Origin of the sequence: Paraplanobispora takensis, from assembly GCF_016863195.1 — a bacterium.
GTDB classification, from domain to species: Bacteria; Actinomycetota; Actinomycetes; order Streptosporangiales; family Streptosporangiaceae; genus Planobispora; species Planobispora takensis.
Genome location: NZ_BOOK01000010.1, coordinates 73,613 through 90,813 on the forward strand (window position 1 = coordinate 73,613; position 17,201 = coordinate 90,813).

The 17,201-nt window shown below is 72.7% G+C and carries 12 protein-coding genes and 1 pseudogene; 2 read left to right on the forward strand and 11 right to left on the reverse strand.

From position 1 onward, the window contains the following. Positions 1-19 precede the first annotated feature (19 nt). Both Pta02_RS07945 and Pta02_RS07950 read right to left on the reverse strand, forming a co-directional pair. The gene (locus tag Pta02_RS07945) at positions 20-1,606 is read right to left on the reverse strand and encodes an OmpA family protein (protein WP_203874043.1); all 1,587 of its coding nucleotides are present in this window, start codon (positions 1,604-1,606) and stop codon (positions 20-22) included. A 108-nt stretch (positions 1,607-1,714) separates the two neighbouring features. Next, positions 1,715-1,975: an NADPH-dependent FMN reductase family protein gene (locus Pta02_RS07950; RefSeq protein ID WP_203874044.1), complete on the reverse strand. Its 261-nt coding sequence runs from the start codon at positions 1,973-1,975 to the stop codon at positions 1,715-1,717. 55 nt (positions 1,976-2,030) lie between these two features. Here Pta02_RS07950 and Pta02_RS07955 point away from each other — a divergent pair, with 55 nt between their 5' ends. After that, on the forward strand, positions 2,031-2,903 hold the full coding sequence (locus Pta02_RS07955; RefSeq protein WP_239129861.1) for an AraC family transcriptional regulator: 873 nt from the start codon (positions 2,031-2,033) through the stop codon (positions 2,901-2,903). A gap of 17 nt (positions 2,904-2,920) precedes the next feature. On the opposite strand, the gene Pta02_RS07960 is transcribed toward Pta02_RS07955, so the two are convergent. Then, complete coding sequence (locus Pta02_RS07960) at positions 2,921-3,808, reverse strand: NAD(P)-dependent oxidoreductase (protein WP_203874045.1); 888 nt, start codon at positions 3,806-3,808, stop codon at positions 2,921-2,923. A 158-nt stretch (positions 3,809-3,966) separates the two neighbouring features. Between Pta02_RS07960 and Pta02_RS07965 the strand changes: the two genes are divergently transcribed. After that, positions 3,967-5,310, forward strand: a complete 1,344-nt coding sequence (locus tag Pta02_RS07965) for an SMI1/KNR4 family protein (protein WP_203874046.1) — start codon at positions 3,967-3,969, stop codon at positions 5,308-5,310. Between the two features lie 18 nt (positions 5,311-5,328). Here Pta02_RS07965 and Pta02_RS42285 read toward each other — a convergent pair whose 3' ends face one another. The 8 genes and pseudogenes from Pta02_RS42285 to Pta02_RS08005 all read right to left on the reverse strand — a co-directional run bounded on the left by Pta02_RS42285 (position 5,329) and on the right by Pta02_RS08005 (position 17,100). Then, complete coding sequence (locus Pta02_RS42285) at positions 5,329-5,742, reverse strand: GNAT family N-acetyltransferase (RefSeq protein WP_203874047.1); 414 nt, start codon at positions 5,740-5,742, stop codon at positions 5,329-5,331. A gap of 31 nt (positions 5,743-5,773) precedes the next feature. Next, a pseudogene (locus Pta02_RS41090) lies at positions 5,774-6,852 on the reverse strand (winged helix DNA-binding domain-containing protein). Between the two features lie 34 nt (positions 6,853-6,886). Further along, the gene (locus tag Pta02_RS07980) at positions 6,887-9,196 is read right to left on the reverse strand and encodes a putative bifunctional diguanylate cyclase/phosphodiesterase (RefSeq protein ID WP_203874049.1); all 2,310 of its coding nucleotides are present in this window, start codon (positions 9,194-9,196) and stop codon (positions 6,887-6,889) included. Between the two features lie 329 nt (positions 9,197-9,525). Further along, positions 9,526-10,716, reverse strand: coding sequence for a methyltransferase, FxLD system (gene fxlM / locus Pta02_RS07985; protein ID WP_203874050.1), 1,191 nt, complete (start codon positions 10,714-10,716; stop codon positions 9,526-9,528). A 518-nt stretch (positions 10,717-11,234) separates the two neighbouring features. After that, positions 11,235-12,260 (reverse strand): NAD-dependent epimerase/dehydratase family protein, encoded by a 1,026-nt coding sequence (locus Pta02_RS07990; RefSeq protein ID WP_203874051.1) that lies wholly within the window; start codon positions 12,258-12,260, stop codon positions 11,235-11,237. 94 nt (positions 12,261-12,354) lie between these two features. Beyond that, positions 12,355-14,721 (reverse strand): SulP family inorganic anion transporter, encoded by a 2,367-nt coding sequence (locus Pta02_RS07995; protein WP_203874052.1) that lies wholly within the window; start codon positions 14,719-14,721, stop codon positions 12,355-12,357. 72 nt (positions 14,722-14,793) lie between these two features. Then, positions 14,794-16,350 (reverse strand): hypothetical protein, encoded by a 1,557-nt coding sequence (locus Pta02_RS08000; RefSeq protein WP_203874053.1) that lies wholly within the window; start codon positions 16,348-16,350, stop codon positions 14,794-14,796. 183 nt (positions 16,351-16,533) lie between these two features. Beyond that, positions 16,534-17,100 (reverse strand): YbhB/YbcL family Raf kinase inhibitor-like protein, encoded by a 567-nt coding sequence (locus Pta02_RS08005; protein WP_203874054.1) that lies wholly within the window; start codon positions 17,098-17,100, stop codon positions 16,534-16,536. Positions 17,101-17,201 lie beyond the last annotated feature (101 nt).

Consider the following 17,201-nt stretch of genomic DNA (forward strand, 5'->3'; position numbering starts at 1 on the left):
GCTCCGGGCGAGGGAGACCTCAGGCGATGGGGACGTCGTCGACCTTGCCCACGCCCTCCATGTCGAAGGTGAGGCTGGTCACCGTGTCCGGCGGGGCCGGGAGATAGGCGTACCAGCGGCTGCTCTGCCCCTTGCTCAGGGGCACGATGTGGCTGTGGGCGAACCACTGGTTGTCGTGGTCGCGCAGGGCGAAGTACCGGGATCGGGTGGCCGGGTCCACGGCGGTGATGCCGCCGAACGGCGCGCCTTCGGTGAACTTGCGGCCGTAGGGGGCCTCGAAGGGGTTGATGGGATAGAGCAGGTCGGTGTCGACGGCCGTGACGTCGAAGACGGCGACCAGGTAGGCGCCGTCGCGGTAGTAGGGGTGGACGTCGACGCGCAGTCTGCCTCCGCCCCGCACGCCGACGTCGAAGCCGCCGACCACGGCCCCGGAGCCGGGGCGGAAGGGGGCCGGCGGATGGACCCGGCCGGTTCCGGCGCCCGCCGAGGGGCCGGGGCTCGTGGTCGAACCGGGCGTCTCCTGCCTGATCTTGTAGGAGATCTCCACGCGCCGGTTCCGGGCGCGGCCCTGGGGGTTGTCCCGGCCTTCCAGCTCGTTCGCGGCGATCGGCTCGCTCTCGCCCTTGCCGGTGGACTCGTAGACGTAGTCCGTGCCGAGCCTGGCGGCCAGGTACTTCTCCACCGCCTGCGCGCGCCGTACCGACAGCGCCCGGTTGTAGCCCGGCTCGCCCTTGTCGTCGGTGTGCCCCTCGATGACGATCGGCGGTTTGGCGGGGTCGGCCCGCCTGCGGGTCTCCTCGGCCACCTCGTCCAGGACCGTGGCCGCCTTGGGGGAGAGCACCGCCTTGTCGAACGCGAACAGCACGTCGGTCCGCAGCCCGACCGTCTCCTCCTCGCCGTCCCGCACCTTCGACCTCTGCGGCGTCTCCACGTACTCCTGCAGGTCATCCGAGTGGGACCAGACATCGCCCGACGGCTCCACCACCGGCAGGGTGAACACCGACCCCGGTGTCTTCGGGGCCTGCGGATCGGACGGCGTGGGGGCGGTCTGCGGGGCGCCGTCGACGACCGGCACGCCCGTCAGCTCGCCCAGCGCGCCCGCCGCCAGCACCGTCAGCTGCTTCACCTGCGGCGGCAGCGGCGGGAAGTAGACCTGCACCGGGTAGTGCACACCGGGCTCGAAGGAGTCGTACGGGGAGAGCCGGCGCGTGCCGAACGCCTCACTGCTGGAATCGCGCAGCGTGTAATAGATCTTCCTGCCCACCGGGTCCAGCAGCCGGAAGTCGGAGAAGTCCTTGGGGCTCCAGCCCTGCCCGAACGCGCCTCCGCCGCCGGCGCTCTCGCTCATGGTGGTCATGAGGTCCAGCCTCAGTACGGTGCGCCCGGCATGGCGCTCGACGGCCTTGACCTCCACCCGGTACGGCTGCGCCGGCGCGATTCCGACCAGCCCCTCCCGCACGAACGCCGTGGTGGGCGAGGGAGCCGGGGACGGCGGCGGGGCGGGCGTGCGCGGCTCCCCGGACGGCCCCGCGGATGGAGAGGCGCCGGTGCATCCGCCGAGCGTCGCGGCGACCAATAACAGACCGATCCCACGGACAGTGCGCACGATTCCAGCTCCCCGTTAGATAAATCCCCGGGGCAAAGCGTCATGTAGATGACGATCTCAGTCAAGAAGTGCGGCGGAGCCGCCGGTTCCGCGGGCGCGTCCCGGGAGTCATCCGGAGCCGACGGTCGCGGCGAGGGTGGCGCCGAGTTCCCGGCAGGCCGCCAGGTCGTCCTTGCCCGGCGCGCCCAGGATGACGCCGTCGGCCTCGAACACGTCGACGGCGGTGGCGCGCAGCGCGGCGCGGGTGACCACCTCCACGCCCTCGACCTCGTCGGTGGCGGCGCCCCGCCGTACCGTCTCGAAGAGTTCCCGCAGCGCGGGGGAGGCGGTGTGGTGCACGATCAGCAGACGGCGGACATCTCGCGGCACGGTGCCGATCCTCTCATGCCGGGGCGCCCCGGAGGCCGGAGGTTAGCCTGGGGGAGTGGGACAGCGGGATGACGACAGCAGTGAGTCGGGCGGTCTCGGCGGGTTGCGGCGCCACCTGGCCGGAGGGGCGGGCGGGCACCGGCTGCGGTTCGGTTCCGGGACGGCGGGGATCGAACGCCTTGAGGCGTCGCTGGTCGGTGAGGGGTTCGCGCCGCACCGGCACGACACCTACGCGATCGGGGTGACCCTGGCGGGGGTGCAGACGTTCCGCTACCGGGGCGAGCTGCGGCACTGCCTGCCCGGTGACTGGCACGTCCTGCATCCCGACGAGGTGCACGACGGCAAGCCGGGGACGGAGGAGGGCTTCGGCTACCGGATCCTCCACGTCGATCCGTTTCTCGTACAGCAGGCGCTGGGCGGGCGGCCGTTGCCGTTCGTCGCCGACCCGGTCGTACGGCGGCGCGAGGCGCGCTCGCCGCTGGCGGCGTGCCTGCGGGACATCGACGGTCCGCTCGACGACTTCGAGCGGATCGACATGACGCTGCTGGTCGCGGACATGCTGGAGCGGCACTCCGCCGCCCGTCCGGGGCGGCGGTCCACGCTGGCGCTGGAGGCGTTGTCACGCGTGCGCGGGCTGATCGCGGAGGACCCGGTGACCAGGCACTCGATCGAGGAGCTCGAGAAGGTCGCGGGGCTGGACCGCTGGGCGCTCGCCCGCCAGTTCCGCGCCGCGTTCGGCACCAGCCCGACCCGTTTCCGTACGATGCGGCAGCTCGACCGGGTGCGCCGGCTGCTGATCGGCGGCACGCCGCCGCTGGAGGCCGCGCTGGAGGCGGGCTTCGCCGACCAGAGCCACATGACCAGGATGTTCAAGCGGACGTACGGGCTCACTCCGGCGGCGTGGGCGGCGGGGCTCGCCGGGCCGTGACGTTCACCGCCGTACGTTCAGCGGGTCGTACGGTCAGGGGACGTCCTGGCCTCGATGGCGTGGATGACGGCCGCCATGTCCGACTCGCCGTGTCCCAGCGCCAGCGTCTCGCCGAACAGGGCCAGACAGACCTCCAGCAGGGGCGAGGCCGTACCCGAGCGGCGGGCGGCCTCCGCGATCAGCCGGTTGTTCTTCAGCACGTCGGTGATCGCCGCCTGGGGGCTGAAGTCGCGCCCGACCAGCTTGGCGGCCTTCGTGCGGGAGACGGCGCTGGCCATCGGCCCCGAGCCGAGCACGTGCAGGAACACCTCCGGATCGAGGTCGTGCCGGTTGGCGAAGTGCACGGCCTCGGCCAGACCGCTCACCATCGTGATCAGGAACAGGTTGACCGCGAGCTTCGTCAGCGACGCCGAGGGTACGGCGCCGCACGCGACCCTCTCATGGCACATCGGGCGCAGCAGCGGCCGGACCTCCTCCACGGCCTCCGGCTCGCCGGCGAGCATCGCCACCAGCTGCCCGGCCTCGGCGGGCCCGCGCGACCCCGAGACCGGAGCCTCGACATAGGCGCCTGCGGCGTCGCGGACGTCGGTCTCCAGCTCCGCCGAGTACCCGGGTGCGGTCGTCCCCATGTGGACGACGACGTGCCCGGCGACCTTCTCCGCGAACCGGGGCGTCCCACGCTCCAGCACGGCGTCGGTCGCGGCCTCGTCGGCCAGCATCAGCATCACCACGCGGGCCCGCTCGAACACCTCGGCGGGGCTCGCCGCCACTTTCGCACCGGCCGCGCGCAGGGCGTCGCACCGGTCCGGGGAGCGGTTCCAGACGACGAGGGGCGTGCCCGCGCGGACCAGGTTGAGCGCCATGGGCCAGCCCATGAGCCCGAGGCCGAGGAAACCCACGTCCATCCGTCCACCTCCGCCGCCTCCCTCGGTGGGACGGCGGCACGACAGTTGTAGCGGTGGGCGGCGGCGCCGGTCTTGAACGATTGTGCGGATGCTCTCACCTGCTCTCACCGGCAGAGTGGTTTATCGAGGTGAGACCGGTTCCGGATAGTCTGCCCGGCGTGCGGCGACTGATCGATTCCCGAGGGGTACGGCTCGCGCTCGCGGCTGTCGTGGCGGCGGCGGTCATCGCGGCCGTGTGCCTGCGCCTGCGCCGTGCGCAGGATCCGGCCCGTCGAAGCGATGCCGTTTCCGATCCGGTCCGTCAAGACGGCGTGATCGCCGAGACCGCGGTCCGCGCCGAGAGCGACCTCGTATCCGGCCCCGTATCACCGTGGCCTCCCGTCCCGATCCTCGGCGTCCCCGCCCCGGAGGACCTCAGACGGTACGCCGGCGGGCCCTCCGCCTTCCGCTCCGGCGTCGAGGACTTCTTCGGAAGGCCGCCGCGAGAGCCGCTGGACGACGCCACCCGGCGCCGCCTGAACCGCTGGGGCGCCGCCGGGCTCGCGCTCCTGCTCCTGGCGGGCGGCGCACAGCTCGTCGAGAGCGCGGTCTTCTCCAAGGATCCGGAGCCGGTGACGGAGATTGAGGTCTTGACCTGGCATTCGAGGGAGGCGAGCGGTGAGACCTGCACCGAGAACCCGCTGAACGGCACCGCCTCCTGCGTGCGGGAAGAGCCTGGGTTGAGCGACGAAGGCTTCTCGCAATTCGCTCAGGACTGGCAGCGGCCCGCCCCGGAGGGCGAGAAGCCGGAGCCGATCCCGGACGTCGGGACGATTCCCGACGCGGACTGCCGGCCCGGGACCGGCGCCCCGCGGGTGCGTCCGATCAGCCCGGAGGTGACCCGGGCGGTGAACCGGCAGTGGCGCCGGATCGAGACGTGGCTGAGGGCCAACGCCCCCCGGAGTCACCGCACGCTCGGCCGCCCCGGAAGCGCCGAGGCGATCGCGGAGGCGGAGGCGGGGATGGGACTGCGGTTCCCCGACGCCCTGCGCGCCTCGCTGCTGAGGCACGACGGGAGCGTCTCCGCGGGGGACGCCTGGGAGTTCGGCTTCGTGGGCGAGGTGAACCTGAGCACCCGGCAGATCCACCGGACCTGGCGGAGCCTCTGCGAGATCGACGCCGATGACATGGTCGACGGAGAGTACTCCGACCCGCGCTCGGAATGGTGGGACGGCCGCATGATCCCCTTCAGCGCCAACGGGATGGGCGACCATCTCGTGATCGACTCGGCGGAACGCGACGTCGGGAACACCGACCACGAGGGGAGCATCGGCTTCGAGTCGGTGGCGGGGCTCCGGTTCCGCTCGTACTACGCCCTGCTGAAGGCCACGGCGGACTCCCTGGAGACCGGCGGTGCCCTGGGGTATCTGAAGCCCGAGGCGGTCGCCGGTGAACTCGAATGGGAGATCCTCGATGAGACGACCCCGCCGGGGGGACGGACGGCGCCGACGACCCGGCCGTGACTCCTCTCCAGGCCGGCGTCAGAACGTGCGCGCCATGCCCACGGACGCGGGGGCGGTCTCGGTGAACCCGAACTTCTCGTACAGGTGACGGGCGTCGCCGTCGGCGATCAGCGAGACGTAGGCGGTCGACGGGGCACGCTCTTCCAGCTCGGCCACCAGCGCCGCCATGATCCGCTTGCCCAGTCCCCGGCCCTGGTGCTGGGGCAGCACGCAGATGTCCACGATCTGGAAGAAACATCCGCCGTCGCCGATGATCCTGCCCATGCCCACCGGCTCGTCCCCGTGCAGGAGGGTCACGCCGTACCACGTGGCGGCCAGCCCGGTCTGGGCCGCGGCCTGCGACTTCCGGCTGAGGCCGCAGGCGGGGCGCAGGGTCCGGTAGGTCTCCACGGAGGGGACCCCGGCTCGAACGGTGTAGGGATCATCCGGCATGGGGGCGACGCTACCAAAGCCCCCGGACCCGCTAGGGCAGGGCCGCGTACGCCCGCGCGATCTCCTCGGCGATCTTCCAGGGGAACGCGGAGTCCCCGCCGGGAGACGGGGCGAACGGCGTCGCGGTGACGGTCCGGCGGGCGCCGCGGCCGGTGTGCTTCCAGGTCCCGACGACGCGGCCGTCGCTGACGACCGTCGGCCGGAAGATCCCGCCGCCGGGGAAGACGCGGTGGGCGAACTCGGCGGGCAGTACGGCGTGGCGGTCCCGGTAGCCGAGGATGAGCTCGTCGAAGCCGGGCAGCAGGAAGAGGCCCCGGGCCCGGCTCCGGCAGGCGGCCAGCAGGTCGGGCGTTCGCGGGTCCATGAAGTGCTCGGCACCGTCGACGTCGAGGCGGGCCAGCCGGGGGCGGCGAGCGCGAGCCCGGTGCGGGCCTCGGTGACGCCGAGATCGGCCCACCTGGCGAAGTCCCGCACGGTGGCGGGGCCGTGGCCGGTGAAATAGCGTCCGGCCAGCTCGCCGATGGCCTCCTCGCGTCCGAGGCGCCGCGGCTGCGCGATCCACTCGTCGATCAGCACGATCAGCTGTTCGCCGTCGCGCACCGGCCCGAAGCACAGCGTCCCGGTCCGCGCGAGGTGGCCCAGCATGTGATAGCCGCGCTGGCCCGCCGTGGCCAGCCCGCCCTCCCGCCACACGGACACCAGGTCATCGCGGCACAGCCCCCGCCCGCCCGCCAGCGCGTCCACGGCCAGTTCGCGGGCCCGTTCGAGTTCCGGCGTGCCGAGTCCCAGGCCGGCACGGCGGGCGGCTGAGCCGGTCACCGCCCGCGCGGCCGACAGCTCCAGCATCCAGGGCAGGTCCCCGGCCGGGACGAGGTGCAGGGTGCCGCGCATGGGCCATGACTTGACGATCTCACCGGCGTCGAGCGCGGCCTCGACGGCCTGGCGGGTGCGCGCCCGGGTGCGCAGCGCGACCGAGGTGAGCGCCCCGCCGTAGTCCTGCGCCTGTACGGCGGCCAGCCTCCGGACGGCCTCGGCCGGGGTGGCGGCTCCCGGATCGGCGAGCCCCTGCGCCGCGATCCTGAGCAGGGCGATCTCATGCAGGGCCGTCATGGCCCCACAGCGTAGACGAGCGCCTCCCCGGATCTCAGGCGGCGTCCTGCCAGGGAGTGAGGTGCAGCAGGTCGTCGATCCGCGGGGCGGGCACCGGCGGCGAGAACAGGTACCCCTGGGCGAGCGGGCATCCCATCCGCTGGAGGATGCCGGCCTGCTCGCCGGACTCCACGCCCTCGACGACCGTCCGCAGGTTGAGGCTGCCGGCCAGTTCCACGATCGCCTTGGTGAAGGCGTGGGTCTGGTGGTGGTCGGCCTCGGTGAGCGCGTTGGTGAACGAGCGGTCGATCTTGAGGACGTCGACCGGGAGCGTGCGCAGGTAGGCCAGCGACGAGTACCCGGTGCCGAAGTCGTCCAGGGCGATGCGCACACCGTGCTCGCGCAGCAGGGCCAGGACGGAGATGATGCGCTGGGTCTCGGCGGGCGTGGTGGCCAGCAGCATGCTCTCGGTGATCTCCAGCACCAGCGCCTGCTCGGGGAGCCGGTGGCGCTGCAGGACGGTCAGGACGGCGTCGCTGAAGCTCTCGTCGCGCAGCTGACGGCCGGAGACGTTGACGGTCACCGAGATGCCGTACTCCTCGTGCCAGCGGCGCGCGTCGGCGCAGGCCTGCTCCAGCACCCACAGGCCGATCGGGATGATGAGCCCGGTCTCCTCGGCGATGGGGATGAACACGTCGGGGCGGACGGGCTTTCCCCCCTCGGGGGTCCAGCGCAGCAGGGCCTCCACCGCGGTGATCTCGCCGTTGCCGAGGGCCACGACGGGCTGGTAGTTGAGGGTGAGCTCGTTGCGGGCGATGGCCTGGCGCAGGCCGGTGGTCAGGCGCGCGTGCTCCATGCGGGCCTCGCGCAGGCCCGGGTCGAAGGTGGCGATCTGGTTCTTGCCGGCGCTCTTGGCCGCGTACAGCGCCATGTCGACGTCGCGCAGAGCCTCGGAGGAGCTGGCGATGGGGATGCCGGCCAGGACGCCGATGCTGGTGGTGAGGTGCAGCTCGCGTCCGGCGCAGCGGTAGGGCGTCTGCAGGGCGTGCAGGATCTGCTGGGCGACGGCGGTCGCGGTGGCGAGGTCGGCGCCGGGGAGCACCATGGCGAACTCGTCGCCGCCGAGCCGGGCGAGGGTGTGGCCGGTGGAGGCGATGCCGCGCAGGCGCCGGCCGACCTGGGACAGCAGCTCGTCGCCGACCGGGTGCCCGAAGGTGTCGTTGACGTCCTTGAAGCCGTCGAGGTCGAGCAGGAGCAGGGCGAGCGGGGCGTCGGTGTCGGCCAGGGCCTCCTGGAGGGCCTCGTTGAGCACCGTGCGGTTGGCCAGCCCGGTCAGCGGGTCGCGTGAGGCGCGGTGCGAGAGCCTGCGCTGGAGCGACTCCTGCTTGTGCAGGGCGACGGTCAGCTTGGCCGTCTGGGCGATGAGCTGCTCGGCCTGCTCGTCCAGGGCGACGGCGCGGCTCTCGGCCACGCCGGCGATGATGTTGAGCCGCACCACGAACAGGACGGCCATCTCCACGGTCAGCAGGATGAGCGCCACGTCGTCGTAGGGGTTGACGAGCTCGTCGGTCCTGAAGATCAGCGGGATCAGGGTGCAGGCCACCGGGCTGAGCAGGGCCAGGGCGAAGAACACGGTGACCCGCGCCCGGCCGGAGAGGGCGGAGGACGTCAGCCGCCGCCGTGAACCCGCCAGGCTGGGGTGCAGCGCGGCGGTCCCGATCAGCAGCGCCCAGCCCAGCCAGGCGGTGACGGCCAGCGTGCCGCCCGGCTGCCCGCCGGCCAGGTCGAGGATGTTGGCGGTGTCGCCCACGAGGAGGAGGGCGAAGGAGGCCGCCAGGAAGACCAGCCAGGGCAGCCGGCCGCCGTCGAAGAGCATCCGCGCGACCATGCCGAACACGATGAGGTCGACGGCCAGGATGATCATCGCCATGACGATGTCGACGTCGAGGGTCGCGCCCCGGTCGACCAGGGGATCGACCAGGAAGGTCCAGAACGGCATCGAGACGCCGACGCTGAAGATGGCGCCGTCGATCAGCGAGATCCAGCGCGAGCCGCCGCTCCCCAGTCCCAGCAGCGCGAGCCCGGCCAGTGCCAGGCCGTAGGAGATCAGGGTGCCGATGTGGGACAGCACGTCGAAGGCGGGGATCTGCAGCCAGTACCAGCCGATCCCCTGGAACAGGGTGCCCTCCACGAAGGAGACCGCGGCGGCCGCGGTGATCAGCCGCCAGGACCACCGGTCGGCCAGCCCGTTGCGGCGCACGCCGATGACGACGGCCGCCACCGAGGCCGCCTGCAGCAGTCCCAGGGTCACCAGACCCGGACCGGGCAGGACCGCGGTGAGCAGCGGGGTGACGACGGTGAGCACGCCACCGATGAGGAGGTACGCCAGCCAGCCGCGCGACTTGCCCGTGAAGGAAGATCCTGTGGTCCGAACCGCTCCAGGAAACGTCTGACTCATCTGCTCTTTCTCATCCGCCATCTGCTGAAACCGGATATCTCAGCTACATAGCATCGGTTCCGGGCAGTGCGCGCACGGTGCCGGACGGTTGCCGGAAGGTTTCAGTCGGCGGCGCCGGAGGAGCCGTGTCCCGGGCGGTCCGGCGGGCCCGGATCCCAGGTCCGGCTCGGGCCTTCCGTGCCCGGCTCACGACTTTCACGTCCGGCTCGGGACTTCCACGCCCGGCTCGGGACTTCTCAGGTCCAGCTCAGGACGAGGTGGGTGTGGCGTTTCCCGATGACCTGCGCACCCGCGGGGACGACGGGCCGTCCGTCGGCGGGCAGGGGGCCGCGGCGGGCGTCGATGCGCAGGCCGTCCGACCCGGGACGTCCCGCCGCGTCCCACTCCCGCAGGTGGACGAGGAGATCGGCGGTGAGCCGGCCGCCGCCGGGGCCGTAGGCGTGGACGGTCAGCCTGCCGTCCGTCCCGGAGGTTCCCAGCACGCACAGGCCGTCCCGGTCGACGACGCCGAAGGTGATCGCGAAGCCCGGGATCTCCGAAAGGCACGGCAGCCGTCCCGAACGCGCCTCCGCCAGCGAGCAGCAGCGCGGTTCGCGCACCGCCAGCCACAGGACGAGCCCGTCGAGGAGCTGCGCCTCCTCGGCGCTCGTCCCGGTGGAGATCTCCATCGAGGGCCCGTCGAGGACCGCGAGGACGTCGCCGACGTCCCGGGCCTCCGGGAGGAAGATCATCAGCTCGGAGTCGCGGTCGAGGATCCGTACCAGCTCGGGCCCGGCGGAGGGGCCGCGCATGCGCATGAACCCGCAGGCCACCACCGAGCGGCTGGTCCAGCGCTCCCCCTCGCGCTCCATCGCCACCGAGCGCTGCACCCCGCGCAGGTCGAGCGGCACGACCAGGCGCCCGCCGGGAGCCATCTGGTCCAGCCACGCCGGGGCGAGGTCCCAGACTCCGACGGTGGCGATCACACGGTCGTACGGCGCGCGCTCGGCGAAGCCCTCGAACCCGTCGGCGCACGCCACGGTGACCTCGGGGAATCCGGCCGCCTTCAGGTGATCGCCGGCCTGCCGGGCCACCTCGGGGTCGATGTCGACGCTGACGACCTCGCCCCGGGGTCCCACCAGATGGGCCAGCAGCGCCGCGTTGTAACCGGTCCCGGCCCCGACCTCCAGCACCCGCTGCCCGGGGCGGACGTCGAGCTGGTCGAGCATCATCGCCATGATCGTCGGTTGCGACGAGGAGCTGGTGGGCAGGCCGCCGGCGTCGCGCCTGGTCACGATGGCCTCGTTGCGGTAGGCCGTCTCGGGCGGGACCTCCGGCAGGAACAGGTGCCGGGGCACCGTCAGCAGAGCGTGCGCCGTGGCGTCGCTGATCCGGCGTTCGCGCACCTGCGCGACCATGCTCTCGCGCAACGCGCTCAGATCGGCCATCGTCAATCCCTCATCCGGTACGGCGGAACTTCCAGTGTCCTCCGCGGGACCCGGAGGTCTCCAGTGCCGCCCCGTCGGCGAAGTCCCGTCGGCGAAGTCCCGGCGTGAGGTTCCGGCGGTGGGGTTCCGGCGGTGAAGTCCCGTCAGCGGGGTTCCGCCGGTGAAGCTCCGGTGAGCGGTTGCGGACGGCGGGCACGCGAGTGGTGGAGGGTGATCCGCACCACCCTCCACCCGCGACCCTGGGAGCATGGACCGCTGTCCGGCATTCGGGGGACGAGGCCGGACACCGATCAAACTAGGCGAGCGGTGCCGGGGCGTCTGTGGAGAAATACGCTCACCGGGGGCGGAGCCTTTCGCCCCCCGGAGCCCTTCACCTCCGGAGTGGTTCACTCCCGGAGCTCTTCGCCTCCGGAGTGGTTCACTCCCGGAGCTCTTCGCCTCCGGAGCTCTTCGCCTCCGGAACCTTTCACTCCCGGAACCGGCGATGTCCCAGGAACCGCCGTCGCCGGCGCCGGAGCTCAGCCGGACAGCCGGTCCTGCGCCCACTCGGCCAGGATCGCGGCCTCCTTGTCCGGGTCGATGCCGTGCCGCATCCGCTCGTTGCCGGCGGGCCGCCGCTCCACCGGGATCTCGCGGAGCCAGGCCCATGTGTCGCGGACGGTCTCCGCCACCGGACGGCAGGTCAGCCCGGCCGCGCGGGCCTTGGCGGAGGAGGGCAGCCAGACCCCGGCGAACTCCGGGTCGCGGGGGGCCCAGATCGGCAGCTCCGTCCACGGCTGGACCTTGCGGTCGAGCAGGAACCGGTCGTCCACCCAGACGAACTCGGCGTCCGAGCCCGTCGCGGTCCGGCACTCCTGGAGGAAACCGGCGTAGGTGGCGTTCCCCTCCACCCCGCTGACGAAGAACCGGTCGGCCGTGCCGGCCTCGGCCTGGGTGAGCGTGAAGGCCGCGATGTCGCGGGCGTCGATGAGCTGCATGGCCATCTCCGGGTCGCCCGGCGCGAGGACCTTCCCGCCCCGGTCGATCCGGGTCAGCCACCAGGGCAGCCGGCCGACGTTCTCATGGGGGCCGAGGATGAGCCCCGGCTCGATGATCAGGGCGTTGCCGTCGAAGCCCTGCTCCACCGCGCGCTCGCAGCCCGCCTTGAGCACGCCGTAGTCGCCGTCCTCGGGACCGGCGTCGGGCGCGCATTCGAAACGGGGGGAGCTCTCGTCCGTCGGGCCCGTACGCGGCCAGTCGGAACAGGCGGAGATGCTGGAGATGAACGCGTAGGTGGCGGCCCTGCCGTTGAGCGCGCGCACCGATTGGCCGACCACCCGGGGGACGAAGCCGCAGACGTCGATCACGGCGTCCCACTCGCGGCCGCCCGCCAGCCGAGCCAGGTCGTCGGAAGACTGCCGGTCACCCCTGACCGCCTCGACGCCGGGCAGGTCCTTCCCGCTCTTCCCGCGGTTGAACGTCGTCACCTCGTGCCCGCGGCGCAGGGCCTCTTCCACGATCGCCCGGCCGAGGAAGACCGAGCCGCCGATAACCAGAGTTCTCATGCCGCCTCATTCTTCGCATTCCATGGGAGCCGGGACCATGGATTTCACCTCCGGCGCAAGCCGTACGCCGAGAGCGGACCGACCGGGGGCGGGGTCAGGGCGCCGCAGTGGGAGCCGCAGTGGGAGCCGCAGTGGGAGCCGCAGTGGAGGCCACAGCGGGGACTGCGGTCCGGTCGAGCATGTGGACACGGGCGGTGCCGATGTCGAAGTAGAGGCCGACCAGTTCCAGCTCTCCGGCCCGCACGAGCCGGTCGATCCGCGGATGGGTCCGCAGGTTGTCGAGCTGCTGGATCACGTTGAGCCGGCAGAGCCGGTCGAGCGGCCCGCCGTCCTCGCAGCCCCCGCCTGCGTGCCCGTCGTCCCCGCAGCCCTCACCCGTCCCGAGACCGTCCCCGCCGCCGTCCGCACGGCCTGTCTCACCCACGCCGTCGGCGACGAATCTGGCCAGGCTGGGGCCGCCGTGGCGCAGCCACCGATCGAGGCCGGGCAGTTCCCCGGTGGCCCTCCCGCCGAGCAGCGCGGCCATGGCGCCGCACCCGGAGTGGCCGCAGACGGTGATGGTCCGCACGCCGAGGACGCCGGTGGCGTACTCGATCGCGGCGGTGACCGAGTCGTCGGCGGGGGTCATGCCGCGGCGCGGGACGAGGTTGCCGATGTTGCGCACGGTGAACAGGTCGCCCGGGCCGCTGGCGGTGATGAGGTTCGGCACGACCCGCGAGTCCGCGCAGGTGATGAACAGGTGCGAGGGCTGCTGCACGCGGGCCATGCCGTGCAGCACGGGACGGATCAGCGGGGCCGTACGCCGGTGGAACTCCCGGGCCCCGGCCATCAGGTCGTCGGGCGCGGCCTCCGCCGGGTGCCGGACCGGCGCCGGGAGGTCCGCCGCCCGCCCGCGGCGCCGCCGGTGGGACCACGGCAGCCACCAGCGGTCCGGGATCCGCAGCGGGGTCTTGGCCGGGAACAGGCGGGCGCCGCTGGCGGCCATGGTGTACCACTCGTCGTGGAGCTCGTCGACGTGCACGGTCCCGCCGCCGCGCTCGTGCTCCTGCCGCCAGGCGTGGACGGCCTCGAAGGCCGCGTTGTCCATGAAGTCGATGTTCAGCTCCAGGTCGACCTCGGTGCCGGCCGGTACGGCGCGCAGCTCCGCGGTGAGCCGCGGCACCCCAAGGAAGGTCAGCGAGCCGTCGATCAGGACGTGCCAGCGGCGGCCGCCGGGCTCCGGCCGGGCCTGCACGGTCACCCCGGTGAGGCGGCGCAGCGCCAGCAGCGCGGCGAGGCCGAGACCGGCCAGCACGCCCTCGGCCAGGCCGAGCAGCACCACACCGGCCAGGGTGACGACGTAGACCGGCACCTCACGGTGGCCGTGCAGGTTGCGCACGTGCCCGACGTTGACCATCTGCAGGCCGATGAAGACCAGCAGCGCGGCCAGCGCCTCCATGGGGACGAAGGCGACCGTCCAGCCCAGGCCGACGGCGAACAGCAGGATCCATCCGCCGTGCAGGACCGTGGACCAGCGGCTGCGCGCCCCCGCCCGGACGTTGGCGGTGCTGCGCACGATGACCCCCGCCACGGGCAGCCCGCCCAGCGCGCCGGTCACGATGTTGGCCGCCCCCTGGGCGGTGAGCTCCCTGTCCAGGTCGGTGCGCTCGCCGTCGTGGAGCTTGTCGGTGGCCACCGAGCACAGCAGGGACTCCACCCCGGCGAGCAGGGCGACGAGCACCACCGCCCCGGCGATCCCGTGCCAGTCGCCCTGCGGCCACGCCGGGGCGGACCACTGGCTCAGGCTCGCCGGCAGGTCGATCCGGGTGACCTCCCACTCCAGGAGGGCGGCGGCCGCCGCCGCGGAGAACAGGGCCGCCAGCGGCGCCGGCACGGAGCGCACCCGCTGCGGCAGCCGCGGCCAGACGATCAGGACCGCCAGCGTCAGCAGGCCGGCCAGGACGGCCTCCCCGTGCTCGCGCGCGATCTGTCCGGGCAGCCCGGCGATGTTCTCCAGCGCCGAGGCGCGCGGGCTGCCGCCGAGGACCACGTGCGCCTGCGACAGGGCGATCACCACGCCGACCCCGGCGAGCATGCCGTGCACCACGGCGGGGGAGACGGCCAGGGCCGTACGGGCGACCCGCAGGACCCCCAGCATCACCTGCAGGCCGCCGGCCAGCAGCGTGATCATGCAGGTGGCCGGCCAGCCGTACCGGGTGACGAGGTCGGCGACCACCAGCGCAAGCCCCGCCGCCGGGCCGCTGACCTGGACGACCGAGCCTCCCATGGCCCCCGCCACGACGCCGCCCACCACGCCGGCGACGAGCCCGGCCATCAGGGGCGCCCCCGAGGCGGCGGCGATGCCCAGCGAGAGCGGCACCGCCACCAGGAAGACCACCAGGGAGGCGGGGAGATCATGCCGGAGCACAGTCGTGATGCTACGTAGAGTTACTGATCCGTTACTCTTCGTGTCGATCGCCATGGGCAGACAGTACGGCGCCGGCCCTCCGTTGTCCGGGGAGCCGACGCCGTACTTTACGAAGCGCGGGGGAAATCAGCGGTAATAGTCGGGATAGTCCGGTTCCTGATTCCGGTGGTGGCCGCCCCGGGAGCCCGCGTGGCTGCGCCCGTCGGAGGCGGTGACGTCGGACCCCGGGCCGTAGAGGTCGCCGTAGCTCGGCCAGTTGGAGCCGTTGCCGGAGGCGGGGCCGGGAGCGGGCTCCGGCCAGGCCGCCGGGGAGGCCGGCGTCGCGGGTGAGACGTAGGAGCCGGCCTCGTAGCCGTAGCCGCCGGTGGAACCGGAGGAGGGACGGCTCTCGTTCGGGGCGACGGCCCGGGAGGGGGTCGTCGGGGTCGAGACCGCGGGGGACGGGCCGGTGAGCACGTCGTCCTCGATGGTGGCCCAGCCGGAGCTCACCTCGTAGCTGGAGTTGGCCTCGTAGGAGCTGACCGGCGGGGGGTCGTAGACCGGGTTCTGGTAGGAGCTGTAGGACGGCGCGGGGTCGTCCAGGATGTCGGCCGTGTTCGCGGCCTGCCAGCCGCCGGAGCCGGGGGCGGTGGCCCGCGCCCACGGGTTGTCCGAGACGGACTCGGGCGCGGAGCCGTACGGCGCCGTCAGCGGGTCGGAGGCCGGGGACGAGGCGGGGAAGCCGCCGCTGGTCGTGGGTCCCATGGGGGGCATGGAGGATCCGCCGGAGACCGGGCCGCGCGAGGGCGTCGGGCCGCTGGGAGTGACCGAGCCGCGCGCGGGGACCGAGCCCCCGGAGGGAGCGGAGGCGGCGATCGGGCCGGTGGAGGCGGGGGAGGACGCGGCGATCGGGCCGGTGGGGGAACCGGTGTCGCGCGGGTAGGGGGCGCCCAGGGGGTCGTTGAGCGGGTCGATCGGCGGGGTGGGACGGCCGCCGCCGGTGCCCGTGCCGCCCGGGGTGCTCGCCGCGGCGCGGCTGCCCCGGCGGGTGGGCCGCGACGGGCGGTCGGTGTAGGCGCCGGGGGTGGGCGCGGCGAAGGTGACGGTCTTCTGCTCGGCCAGCGCCGCGGAGGTGGGGGCGGGGACGGGCTGGACGGGACCGACCAGGTCGGCCAGGCCCGAGGGCATGGAGGCCACGGCCGGGGAGGGCTCGGGCGAGGGGGTGGGAGGCGGGACGGGACGGGACGGCTGCGGCCTGTGCGGCAGCGGGGCCTGCACGGTCACCGCGTCGGCGTCGACCTGGGGCCGCTCGTCGACGGGACGGCTGGCGCCCATCTTGGCCCCGAGGGAACCGCCGAAGCCGCCCTCGTCGGCCTGGAGCCGGGTCCAGTAGTCGTCGTCGTAGTCGTCCGGCTCGCCGAACTCGTTGACGCCGCGCTTGCCGCGGGCGCCCGAGGGCCGCGGCGCACGCGGCTTGGGTTCGTCGAACGGCGAGAGGTCGGGAGTGAAATGGTCCATCTTGGGTTCCCTGGCGGCGAACTCGTCGGTGGACCGGGTAGGCGTCGACGCCTCCTTCTCGGCCATCTCTCGCAGCCGCTCGGCGGGGAGCGCGCTCTCCCTGCGGTTCATCGACCGCATCCCCAGTGCCACGACGACGAGCACGAGGAGCACGACGGCGACCAGGCTTACTACGACCGCGGTCATTGCACCACCTTCAAGGCCATGGCCTCCCAGCGGCGCCGGTGAGGTCGCGCGGCCATCGACGCGACCTGCCCCCTGTGATCACCTGCGCTCGGACATTGGATCTGATTGTGTCGGACCACTATGAGCGTTGTCACACCCTAAGTGAAGAATTGGTAACCATTACTACCTCCGGTGTTTACCTTGTCACTCGATGTGTGTCGCGGTCAGCCGTCCCCAGGCGATCGTTTTGTCCGCGATGCTCTTGAGAGTCTCGGAGAGGGGGGCACCCTTGCCGAGGTCAACCTTCTCTTTGAGCGCGTAGACAGTGAAACGATAGTTCTCCTGGAAGCGGCACGGAGGCGTATAGCCCACTTTGCCGTTCGTCGTGCTGCCCTCCACGGCTCCCACGGGAATCGTGCCCTCGGCCAGCTCGTTCGTGCGATGGTCGATGTCGAACACCACCCAGTGGACTTCGGCACCGGTACGGGCGTTGTTGTTGTCGGCCACGATGGCGACCGACCGTGCGGCATCCGGCACCCGTGACCAGCGCAGCGGCGGGTTTCCGGCCGATCCCTTGCAGGAATAGTCGGAGGGCAGGGCGCCGCCGTCGCGCAACGCGGGGCTCGTGACGCTGAGCGGCTCCAGCTGGAGACGCTCGGCCGAGGCCGCGTTGCCCACCATCCCGCACCCTGAGGAGAGCACGAAGAGCGCCGCGGCCGCCACCGCTGCGGCGGTGCGTCGCGGGCGACTGGACGTGTTCGAGTGCCCCATGCCCGATGATGCTACGCGGATCTGGAAGGTGCGCCGACCCGATCTCCAGGTTCCATGGCACGACAATAGCCATCAACCGGACAGAATCGAGGAATGGGCGG